This is a genomic window from Coleofasciculus sp. A1-SPW-01 (assembly GCF_040217205.1).
GTDB lineage: Bacteria > Cyanobacteriota > Cyanobacteriia > Cyanobacteriales > Coleofasciculaceae > Coleofasciculus > Coleofasciculus chthonoplastes_A.
The window spans coordinates 1-10,841 of record NZ_JAVJNP010000164.1; the positions used below are offsets into that span (position 1 = coordinate 1).

The 10,841-nt window shown below is 44.0% G+C and carries 10 protein-coding genes and 1 pseudogene; 7 read left to right on the plus strand and 4 right to left on the minus strand.

The window, feature by feature from the left end:
- Positions 1-902: 902 nt before the first annotated feature.
- Entirely contained in the window at positions 903-1,046 is a 144-nt protein-coding gene (locus tag RH949_RS24710) for a hypothetical protein (RefSeq protein ID WP_446356872.1), read from the minus strand.
- A 116-nt stretch (positions 1,047-1,162) separates the two neighbouring features.
- Positions 1,163-2,041: a hypothetical protein gene (locus tag RH949_RS24715; RefSeq protein WP_446356874.1), complete on the minus strand. Its 879-nt coding sequence runs from the start codon at positions 2,039-2,041 to the stop codon at positions 1,163-1,165.
- A gap of 63 nt (positions 2,042-2,104) precedes the next feature.
- Here RH949_RS24715 and RH949_RS24720 point away from each other — a divergent pair, with 63 nt between their 5' ends.
- Both RH949_RS24720 and RH949_RS24725 read left to right on the plus strand, forming a co-directional pair.
- Positions 2,105-2,674: a hypothetical protein gene (locus RH949_RS24720; protein WP_446356876.1), complete on the plus strand. Its 570-nt coding sequence runs from the start codon at positions 2,105-2,107 to the stop codon at positions 2,672-2,674.
- Positions 2,675-2,693: 19 nt separating this feature from the next.
- Complete coding sequence (locus tag RH949_RS24725; protein WP_446356878.1) at positions 2,694-5,690, plus strand: CHAT domain-containing protein; 2,997 nt, start codon at positions 2,694-2,696, stop codon at positions 5,688-5,690.
- A 248-nt stretch (positions 5,691-5,938) separates the two neighbouring features.
- Here RH949_RS24725 and RH949_RS24730 read toward each other — a convergent pair whose 3' ends face one another.
- Together RH949_RS24730 and RH949_RS24735 are read right to left on the minus strand one after the other, a co-directional pair.
- A complete protein-coding gene (locus RH949_RS24730; protein WP_446356880.1) occupies positions 5,939-6,286 on the minus strand; it encodes an element excision factor XisI family protein in 348 nt (115 codons plus the stop codon).
- Complete coding sequence (locus RH949_RS24735; RefSeq protein WP_446356885.1) at positions 6,274-6,690, minus strand: element excision factor XisH family protein; 417 nt, start codon at positions 6,688-6,690, stop codon at positions 6,274-6,276. Before RH949_RS24735 ends, RH949_RS24730 begins: the two co-directional genes overlap by 13 nt.
- Before the next feature lie 485 nt (positions 6,691-7,175).
- Between RH949_RS24735 and RH949_RS24740 the strand changes: the two genes are divergently transcribed.
- From RH949_RS24740 to RH949_RS24760, 5 genes and pseudogenes are all read left to right on the plus strand, one after another.
- Entirely contained in the window at positions 7,176-7,688 is a 513-nt protein-coding gene (locus RH949_RS24740; RefSeq protein WP_446356882.1) for a hypothetical protein, read from the plus strand.
- A complete protein-coding gene (locus tag RH949_RS24745) occupies positions 7,685-8,293 on the plus strand; it encodes a PIN domain-containing protein (protein WP_006105505.1) in 609 nt (202 codons plus the stop codon). The genes RH949_RS24740 and RH949_RS24745 overlap by 4 nt, the downstream gene beginning before the upstream one ends.
- Positions 8,294-8,496: 203 nt before the next feature.
- Positions 8,497-9,099 carry an urease accessory protein UreG gene (ureG, locus tag RH949_RS24750; RefSeq protein WP_006105539.1) on the plus strand — a complete coding sequence of 201 codons (603 nt, stop codon included), beginning with the start codon at positions 8,497-8,499 and terminating at the stop codon, positions 9,097-9,099.
- 353 nt (positions 9,100-9,452) lie between these two features.
- A complete protein-coding gene (locus RH949_RS24755) occupies positions 9,453-9,659 on the plus strand; it encodes a hypothetical protein (protein WP_006105544.1) in 207 nt (68 codons plus the stop codon).
- 382 nt (positions 9,660-10,041) lie between these two features.
- Positions 10,042-10,841, plus strand: a pseudogene (locus tag RH949_RS24760) (hypothetical protein); the annotation flags it as partial.

A 10,841-nucleotide genomic window follows, 5' to 3' on the forward strand; every position in this document is an offset into this window, starting at 1 on the left:
CTTTCACCCCGACATTTTAAAGGTGCGATCGCGGTTGGGAATCCGGTGGGTTTTGTTATCGGGTTTCAGGTTAATCGGAAAATCTGATATCGGGACAGAAAATCCAATGTAGGGGCGGGTTTAGGGATAAAATTAATGGAGTCACCCATCATCTTTCTACAAAACCCGCCCGACTCCACCTTTCACCCCGACATTTTAAAGGTGCGATCGCGGTTGGGAATCCGGTGGGTTTTGTTATCGGGTTTCAGGTTCATAGGAAAATCTGATATCGGGACAGAAAATCCAATGTAGGGGCGGGTTTAGGAACAAAATTAATGGAGTCACCCATTATCTTTCTACAAAACCCGCCCGACTCCACTTTCACCCCGACATTTTAAAGGTGCGATCGCGGTTAACAATCAGGTGAGCTTTGTGATCAGGTTTCAGGTGAATCGGAAAATCTGATATCGGGACAGAAAATCCAATGTAGGGGCGGGTTTAGGAACAAAATTAATGGAGTCACCCATTATCTTTCTACAAAACCCGCCCTGATCCACCCTTTCACCGCGACATTTTTAAGTGCGATCGCGGTTAACAATCAGGTGAGCTTTGTGATCAGGTTTCAGGTTAATCTAAAAATCTGATATCGGGACAGAAAATCCAATGTAGGGGCGGGTTTAGGGATAAAATTAATGGAGCCACCCATCATCTTTCGACAAAACCCGCCCGACTCCACCTTTCACCCCGACATTTGTGAGTGCGATCGCGGTTAACAATCAGGTGAGCTTTGTGATCAGGTTTCAGGTTAATCGGAACATCTGATATCGGTATCGGGAAAGAAAATCCAATGTAGGGGCGGGTTTAGGGATAAAATTAATGGAGTCACCCATTATCTTTCTACAAAACCCGCCCGACTCCACCTTTCACCCCGACATTTTAAAGGTGCGATCGCGGGTAACAATCCGGTGGGTTTTGTTGTCCGGTTTGGGATTAATCGATTCGGTGGGGTAATGGGCGGGTACAAGTTGTTGAGGAAGAGGTGAGAAGGGCGGGTTTTGTTGTTCCATTATCGGTGACTAGCTGGATTGATTACCTAAACCCGCCCCTACATCTAATATGCTTCCCCTGCTTCCCCTGCTTCCCCTGCTCTCTAACCCCCCCCACAAGGCTTATTCAGCTAACTCTAATTCCGGGAGGTTGGAGGACTAAGGATCATTAGCTGATCGCCTCCGTCACTTTCATACATCATCACAACAGGTGGACTTAATGTGCGATCGCGTTTATCAGGCAAAGCTGGAAAGATGTAAAAATAACCGTCGCGATCAATGAGTAAACGCCAGACTCTTGGGGTTTCTGGATTGCTGGTATCGGTGAGTTCTTTACCCAGAAGCCGTTGATATAAATCTTGGTCGCCGATAATCCGGAAACCGGACGGATTAACCAGAGGATTGTCCAGTTTACGTCCCAGGGACACGGTGTTATCTGGAGCAACAACGGTGATAATCGGTAGGGTCGAGGTTTCGTTAACCGCATCTAACCAAGCATCGGTATCGGCTTGCCATTGGGCTAACCAAAATAGGGCGGTTAATGCCCATAAGACAATCACAATTTCGACGGTGAGAGAGCCTAAAAATTGCAGCGAATTAAACTGAGTTGAACTAAAGTTAACCAAGGATTGTATCCCTTGGGATAGCCATGCATTGGGGTGTTGTCTGGCGTAATTGAGAAGAGGCGATCGCACTCTTTTGGTGAGTGTGGTGAGACTCGTCATCACCGGATATTGAATCAGCCAGAGGGTGAGGTGAATCGCCGTAGCGGTGAGAATAAGCGCGATCGCAGTTCGGAGAATGGCGAAGGGAGAACCAAACAGGGCTTGGAATGCAGCGATATAGAAGGATTCAAAGGGTAAGTTGAGGGTGGAAACCTCAAGATTGAAAAAGCTAAAATAAGCCCAACGGTATGTCCAACCTGTAAAGTACAACCCCGCACCGAGTAAAACGACGAGACTGGTAACTTTGCCTAATAGGTTGGGTTCGTTAGGATCAGGAGGAGTGGAAACCACAGACTTTTCACAGCGCTATTCAATTCAATCATATTACGGGGTTTTAGGAGTATCACCAAAGCGATGAAAACAGCACTGAACATCATTACCTTGACCCTACTGGTTTCAAGTCCTGGAGTCATCGGGTATGCTGAAACTACGATGAGCAAACCCAGAGAGATTGCTCAAGCCACTAACCAGCAAGCCCAATCGTTACCCGTGGCGTTACCAGACGATGCTTTGGTGTGGCCAAAATCCGGGAGTTCTATCATTGGTCAATTGACGGCGCTGAGTGAACAGGGGTTAACGATTTCTAAGAATAATTTCTCGCAAACCTTACCTCTGGGTGAAGTGAACCGCATAGAATTTCAGGGGGATGTGTGGATTCACAATCGACGGGGGCGAAGGGTGAGGAAGATTAGAGGAGAAAATGACTCGACAAGGATACAGCAAGTTTGGCGAGGAGTACCGATTAGGGCGTTTCAACTGCAAAACCCGGAAACAGCGAGTCTCAGGTTAGGGACTGTTTTAAGCCGTGAGGATTTACAAGATCTTCTCTCGATTTCTATAGATAGTATTTATGTCGTTAATGCGATTGAATTTGATTTGTCAGGACTAACGATGACGATTAAGGCAACGCCAATTGACCGTTAGGTGTGGAGGGTTGGGTGCTATGCGGCAAATTTTATCGGGTGTTTTAGCCATTAGTATAGGCTTGGTTCCTGTAACTGTGCCGTTGATGGTTCAACAAAGTTGGGCGCAAGCCCAGGATTTACAGGCAGAATGGAGAGCGCTTTTAAAGCAAGCTATCCAGCAAACAAAAATAGGGCAATATCGACAAGCAATAGAAACCTGGCAACAAGTTTTAGACTTAGCAAGACAACTGAACGATAGACAGCTAGAAGCGGTGGCAATGCTTGGGATTGGTTTTAATTATGATCAGCTTGATCAGTACCAGCAAACCCTAGATTACTATAATCAAGCCTTACCCATTCATCGGGAAGTCGGCGATCGCAAAGGTGAAGCCACCACACTTAATAATATTGGTGGGGTCTACGATGCCATTGGACAACCGCAACAAGCATTAGACTTTTATAACCAAGCTTTACCCATTCATCGGGAAGTGGGCAATCGCGCAGGTGTTGCTGCTACTCTCAATAATATTGGCTTAGTCTACCGTGCCATGGGACAACCCCAACAGGCATTAAACTACTATAACCAAGCTTTACCCATTAGTCGGGAAGTGGGCAATCGCGCAGGTGTTGCCACTACTCTCAATAATATTGGCTTAGTCTACCATGCTATGGGACAACCGCAGAAGGCATTAGACTTCTATAACCAAGCCTTACCCATTCGTCGGGAAGTAGGTGATCGCCCAGGTGAAGCCGCTACTCTCAATAATATTGGCTGGGTCTACTATGCTATTGGACAACCGCAACAGGCATTAGAGTACTATAACCAAGCCTTGCCTATTTTCCGGGAAGTGGGCGATCGCGCAGGTGTTGCCACTATTATCAATAATATTGGTCAGGTCTACGATGCTATGGGACAACCGCAGAAGGCATTAGACTTCTATAACCAAGCCCTACCCATTCGTCGGGAAGTGGGCGATCGCTCAGGTGTTGCCATTACTCTCAATAATATTGGCTTAGTCTACGATGAAATCGGACAACCCCAACAGGCATTAGAATACTTGAAGCAAGCCTTACCTATTTTCCAACAAGTGGGCGATCGTGCCGATATTGCCACTACTCTCAATAATATTGGTTTTGTCTACCATGCCATTGGACAACCGCAACAGGCATTAGAATACTATAATCAAGCCTTACCCATTAGCCGGGAAGTGGGTGATCGCGCAGGTGTTGCCACTACTCTTAATAATATTGGTGCAGTCTACCGTGCCATTGGACAACCACAGAAGGCATTAGAAGACTATAACCAAGCCTTACTCATTAGCCAGGAAGTGGGTGATCGCGCAGGTGTTGCCACTACTCTCAATAACATTGGTGGGGTCTACGATGACATCGGACAATCGCAACAGGCATTAGACTACTATAACCAAGCCTTACCCATTCACCAGGAAGTAGGCGATCGCTCAGTTGAAGCCACTACTCTCAGTAATATTGGTGGGGTCTACAATGCTATCGGACAACCCCAACAGGCGATTACTAAACTTAAGCAAGCCGTGACCATTACCCTAGAAATGCGTCAGGGTTTACAGCGAGAAAACCGACAGTCATTTTTACGAAATGATCGAGGTCGTGTAATTACTCTAACGAACCTCTTGATTGACCAAAATAAACCCAAACAAGCTTTTGAATGGATTAACCTTTACAGCACAGCCGAACTCGCTGATTACACCCGCCTAATTGATGCCCAAGTCAGTAATCCCCAAGCCCAACAAGCTCTAGACCAGTGGAATCAAAAAAATCAGCAATTAGAAATCCTCCGCCAGCAATTACAAGCCAACTTTTCTGAGGAACGTTCCCGCCAATTTCGGGAATTTGAGGCACAAGTTAACCAAGAAGCGGAAGACATCTCGCGCCAGTATCCTGAAATCGCTGAACTTCTAGAAACCACGCCTGATGATCTTGAAAAACTCCAAGCCAGTATCCCTGATGGTACAGTCGTTATTCAGCCCGTCCTGCTGACTAATATAAACAACGTTCCCAACAATATCGCTATTTTTATCCTGACGAAAGACCAACCTATCACGGTTAAAAAAGTTCCTGTCGATCCGGATCAACTAGATACCTTAATCACTGACTACCGAGAGATATTAGAAAACCGTTATGCCACAGACTTCCGCGACACGAGTAGCGAACTCTACGACTTATTAATTCGTCCCATTGAAGACCAAATCCAGTCATTATCTCCGACGCAGCTTGCCATCATCGCTACAGATAAACTGCGCTATATTCCCTTTGAAACCCTCCGCAATCAAGACACAGAAAAATTCTTAATTGAAAACTATCCCATCAATTATTTCACTCGCTTAAGTGTCAATTCACTGCAATTGACAGACACCGGACATTCTCCATCTTTACAGCGTGGGGCGTTAGGATTAGGAAATCCCATCCCGGAAGAACCCTATAATATACCTGATGCGGAAGCGGAAATCAAAAATCTGCCCAACCTCCTACCTGGAAGTGAAATCTATCTGGGTAAGGACGCCACTCTCGCAAGATTCAAATACCACGCCTCTCGCTTTCCAGTTATCCACCTTGCCACTCACGGCTGTTTTCAAGCTGAGGGTTGTTGTTTGGGAGAAGAGGAAGACTGTAAGGGTGTACACCGCCGCATCGATATGGAACCCAACACTCTCCTATTTGCCGATGAACCCTTCAACATCGCCAATGCGGCACGATTAGGCATGAAAAATACAGAACTTCTTGTCCTCAGCGCCTGTCAAACTGCTTTGCGAGAAGAATCAGACGGGCGAGAAATTGCAGGTATTGCCTACTTATTTGAACGGGCAGGTGCTAAAGCAGTGATGGCAAGTTTGTGGAATGCTGAGGATGACACAACCTCCGAAATTATGACCCAATTTTATCAAAATTTAAATCAAGGGATGAGTAAAGGCGAAGCCCTGCGTCAGGCAAAACTTGAACAGGTTGATCGTCATCCCTTCTATTGGTCTCCATTTATTTTAATTGGTAATGCCCAATAAGTTAAGTAGGTTCGTAGTGAGAGCTTTAGCTCTCTCCAGCTATGCGTTAAAGCACTAAAGTGCTTACTACAAACAAAGTCCTATTTTAACCCGATCACGCCGCTACTGGACTGACCAAACTACAATTGTGGAATAGATTTAACGTTTAAACTGGGCGCAAGCCTTGCGCCCCTACAATTCTAATCCACCAATTAAGGTGAGTCACGCCTACGCTTGTCCATCAACCAGCCTCTTTAATCCTTCTCCTTTTAGCCCACTGCATAATCAGTCATTTCACGCATGAAAGGAGGATGAAACCCTAGGACAATATCATGTTTTGGTACACCCAAATCGACTAATTCTGCCGCAATATCATGCTCCGTTGAATTGTAAAAAATCCAGATTTTCTCATTCCGAATATCCAGATGCATTAAACAATGATGCACCCAGCGCCTATGGTGCCAACCTAGATGCACAATTTGATAGTGATTGCGCTGCGTATCAAAAATCGTCTCTACCTCAAACTCACCATAAGCTGGCTTAACTTCTGCATAATCCATCAACAATTGCTGCACAATTTGCTGATATTTGATTACTTTATCCGTTAGTTCTGCCATTGTACAACTTCCTCCACGTCAACATTGTAAACCATCAATTTTACCGCATTTTCTTGCAGCATTGATGCGGGAAAATCAATTTTAAAGAAGCTGTTATAGGTTAGATCTGGCACAGCTAGATAGAGAATGCGCTCAGGTTCTTCACGACGCAATGCCGCCCGATAGTTAATAAACTGACCCAGCGCTGTATGAAACTCTGAAATTGCCGATGCACTAGCTAAAAAACTTTTGACTTCAACCGCAATTTTTTCATCGCCTCGCTCCGCAGCCAGTAATCTTTCTGCCCCCAAATCAATTTCCATCTCCACTCCACCGACTTTAATTCTAAGCGGATCATGAGTCACATTCCATCCATCCTTAATAAGAGCTGTTTTAACAACTTGATGAAAACGATCCTTAGCCACAACAGACGAGCCGAATATAAAGGTGTAATTCAAATCTATCACACCAAGTTGTCTCGTGTGATCTGGCGTAGCACACCTAATTTAGTGGATTTAGGATTGTAGGGGCGCATGGCGTGCGCCCATCAAACCGTCGGCTATCAACTGTCAAATTTATCCCAACTTTTTAGCTGTGTCAGTTCAGATCCAGCAGATCGCCCCAGCCCACGACACTGCTCCTGATCACGAATCGGGAAATCTGCTATTTTTAGCAGAAATGACAAATTTATTGCACCGAGGAACTATTCATCCTTCATCGCTCTCCCACAACAGCATAGAGTTACAGCGATTGTGACGTGTTGCATCCCTAGAACCCCTACCTACCCCAGAGGTTATCTGCTACCAAGCAGAATGAGTAAGGGTACGGCAATGCCGTGCCCCTACTGGTAACGAACTATCTAGATCATCTAAGCTAGGATTACTATAGTAACATTTGCGGCAAAAACAAAATGAAAGGTAACTTAGTACCCAAGCCGATTCAATATCCTATTTCTTATCCTCAGGGGAATGATGACTGGGATTTGTCAGTTTACAACCGTAATGGTCAACGAATTCTCGATATTGAAGTTAAACCTAAACTCAATACATCGCCAGAGTGGGCAGCACAATTCCGCCGCAATATTCTCGCACACGGAACGTTTTACAAAGCCCCCTATTTCCTGATGGTTTTTCTCGATCGCTTCTACTTATGGACGGGTGCTGATGCCCAATCCGATCAGAGCCAACCTACTTACTCGATTGATGCACGCCCTATTATTCAATCGTACTATGAAAAAGCTGGAATCACGGCTAAACAAATCAGTCGTCAGAGTTTAGAATTGATTATTGAATCATGGCTTTTGCCAGTAATGCATTCTGATAAATTCCCTGTAGAGATTGATGAATCTCAACAATGGTTAGTTGATTCAGGGCTATATGAAGCCATCGCTGGGGGTAAGTTTGATTATGAGGTTATGGCGTGAATGTCTATGTAGAAACTAACTTTGTCCTGGAATTAGCCTTCCAGCAAGAAGAGTTTGAAAGCTGTGAACAAATTTTGCAACGTTGTGAAGCCAAACGGATACAACTGGTCATACCTGCCTATAGTTTGGCTGAACCCCATGAAAAATTAATTCGTCAAGAAAACAGCCGTAAGAAGCTTGAACAAGATCTTGTCAAGGAGTTAAATCAACTTAAACGTACAAAATCATATCATAGTCGTATTAGCAACATTGAAGACATTCCTATGTTGCTGATGCAGATTAATGAAGAGGAGAAACAGCGTTTTGTACAGTATCGAGAACGACTCTTGAAAAGTGCATACATTATTTCACTGACTGCCGCTATTCTCAGCGATGCAGCAAACTATGAAGTTTATTACGGCTTGGAACCGCAAGATGCTATCGTTTATGCATCAGTTATTAGCCATCTGCGGCAGTATCAACCCCAAGTCTCATGTTTCCTCAACCGGAACACAAGAGATTTTGATGATCCTGATATTAGTAATGAAGTGAATCAATTCAATTGCCGGATGATCTGGAAATTCGATCAGGGCTATAATTTTATTCAATCACAACTGTCCTCATAAAGATTAGCTGTTGACTTGTATGAGCAATAGTCATGAATGTATTTAAAATTGGTCATTCTAATCACACCATTGAGGCGTTTATCGCGCTCATCGAGTAACACGGGGTTACAGCCATTGCAGACGTGCGATCGCATCCCTACAGAGAAAAGCCGTAAAAATAATAGTAAATTTATAGTTAATACATCACATCTCAAACACGGTTGATGAATACATTTCGCGTTGGTATTGCAGGACCAGTAGGTTCCGGAAAAACTGCTTTATTGGATGCTTTGTGCAAGGCAATGCGGGCATCCTATCAAATCGCTGTCGTCACCAATGACATTTACACCCAGGAAGATGCCCAGTTTCTGGTAAACTCTCAAGCATTAGAGCGCGATCGCATCCGGGGTGTGGAAACGGGAGGTTGTCCCCATACGGCGATTCGAGAGGATGCATCCCTGAATTTAGCCGCAATTGAAGAGTTAGAACAGAAGTTCACCCCCTTAGATTTAGTCTTCTTAGAAAGTGGGGGGGATAACCTAGCCGCCACTTTTAGCCCAGAACTCGTTGATTTGACCCTTTACGTGATAGATGTCGCCGCCGGTGACAAGATTCCCCGCAAAGGCGGACCCGGAATCACCAAATCGGATTTATTGGTGATTAATAAAATAGACCTAGCGCCAATGGTTGGGGCTGATTTGGGTGTTATGGAACGAGACGCCAAAAAGATGCGAGGTGATAAGCCATTTGTATTTACGAATTTAAAGACTCAGGACGGATTAGCAACCGTGATTGATTTTATCAAGCTCCAGATGGGGGTGTCTTGACAAAGGCGGTTTAATTTGCTAATAAATCCGGTGAGAGAACCGGAGATAAAAACATTCAGTAGTTAGCCTGTCTTTATCCTACCCTCATCTATTGCCTGTTAATGGTGACGAATGATACTTGATTAGATTTTATGTAGGGTGGGCAAGACTGTTCAAGGATAGAATAAGCTTTTCTACGAGCGGGTAATTGCTCAGAATTAACTTTACTCCTTACTGGCAAATTAATTCCTAAAGTATTTTCTTGCGTATTTTTACCAGGTTCCTCTTAATTTAGTGAGTAAAATATCCGAAAATATTCCCTATTACTCTCGAATCGACAAAGCTAAACTGAGACAAAGTTTAGGCTAAAGTCAATGTTAAGTGATTTAGAACTCTGGTTATCCTTAAACGCCCGACGGTATGTCGATCTTTGCCAACAACCCCAGATTGATATCGAAGACATGGCATTTTTAGAGAATTTTAGAGTTTTGCAGAGAATAGTTGTTTCTCAACGGCAGACACAGGATGCTCGATTACCCGATTGGCAGCAGCTATCAACAGAACTCAATCGATCAGCATAATTTGTAGGAGTACAACATTATCCATCCGTATAAAGTTACAGGATAGCGGAGGTGAAAGCCCCCGCGCTTTAATCGGCTGAGTGTCAATAGACAGGTTAACTTACAGTCCGTAAATATCTAGACAATCATTGACATAACTAGACATTTTTGATGATATAATACAGGAATGTCTAGTTTAACTCCCCAAGAAGCAGCTACTCGACTTTGTGTGACGGTCTTGCACGTTGCACCGATGGGAACTCAACGGCTGGCTGATGAGCTTCTCTAAGGCTGGTGGTCTGGAGTCGATATGATATTGTTGACTTAATTGGTACATAAGGGACTGCGTAGTCATAAGCACAAAAAAAATAGTGACCGAACTGAGGGAGGTAGCCAAAAAGCTATGACAACGATAACTTATTGCAAAGGTTTGCCAACTCCCGCCGATGAACTTAACCCCATCGGTTTCACCGACTTGGAGATGTTTTTAACTTCATTGTCCGATATATTTTATCAAGCAACAGTTGAAACAGTTAACCATTTATTAAACAAAGAAGTTAAATTTAATCAATCCAGTTGGAATAGTCTTATGCAAGAGAAATACGGAATTAGTAAGCGTTATGCTAACGGAGTAATTGCATTAGCCAAAGGAAAAACTGCCTCAGCTACATATTGTAGAAAGCGCCAGATAAAGCAATTAGAATCACGAGTTAAGTCAGCGAAAGATTGGGTAGCCAAAGCCACAAAGAAAATTAAGTTGGCTCGGAAGTTCTATGGAAAAAAGAACTGGCAATCCTCCAAAAATGGCTGCAATTTTCCCTTGTCGTCAAACCTCAAGACAAGAAAAACTAACTGGCATCATCTGCGTCAAGGTCGGCATCAGAAAAAGCGATATATCTACCGACTTCAAAATCAAATTAAACATCTATTGAGGGCGAAAATTAGAGTGAAGGTATCCAGAGGGTCAGTATTTATTGTTGGCTCCAAGGATGAAAGTTATGGCAATCAAACTTGTCAATGGTCTGGAGATACTATAAAGTTGAGAGTCCCGGATTGTCTAGAAGCAAAATTTGGGAAATATGTCACATCAAAAATTGGCAGCTTCTCCCGTCAGATTAATAGATTACCCAATAGTGGTGCGAAAACATGGCACTTCTATAGAAAGGAGAATCGATGGGTGGTTGCTGTTCAATTCACGCCCGC

Excerpts from the sequence above, each read along its gene's own strand:
- RH949_RS24755 (WP_006105544.1), top strand. The coding sequence starts at position 9,453 with ATGTTAAGTGATTTAGAACTCTGGTTATCCTTAAACGCCCGACGGTAT.
- RH949_RS24720 (WP_446356876.1), top strand. The coding sequence starts at position 2,105 with ATGAAAACAGCACTGAACATCATTACCTTGACCCTACTGGTTTCAAGT.
- RH949_RS24710 (WP_446356872.1), bottom strand. The coding sequence starts at position 1,046 with ATGGAACAACAAAACCCGCCCTTCTCACCTCTTCCTCAACAACTTGTA.
- RH949_RS24740 (WP_446356882.1), top strand. The coding sequence starts at position 7,176 with ATGAAAGGTAACTTAGTACCCAAGCCGATTCAATATCCTATTTCTTAT.
- RH949_RS24730 (WP_446356880.1), bottom strand. The coding sequence starts at position 6,286 with ATGGCAGAACTAACGGATAAAGTAATCAAATATCAGCAAATTGTGCAG.
- ureG (WP_006105539.1), top strand. The coding sequence starts at position 8,497 with ATGAATACATTTCGCGTTGGTATTGCAGGACCAGTAGGTTCCGGAAAA.
- RH949_RS24725 (WP_446356878.1), top strand. The coding sequence starts at position 2,694 with ATGCGGCAAATTTTATCGGGTGTTTTAGCCATTAGTATAGGCTTGGTT.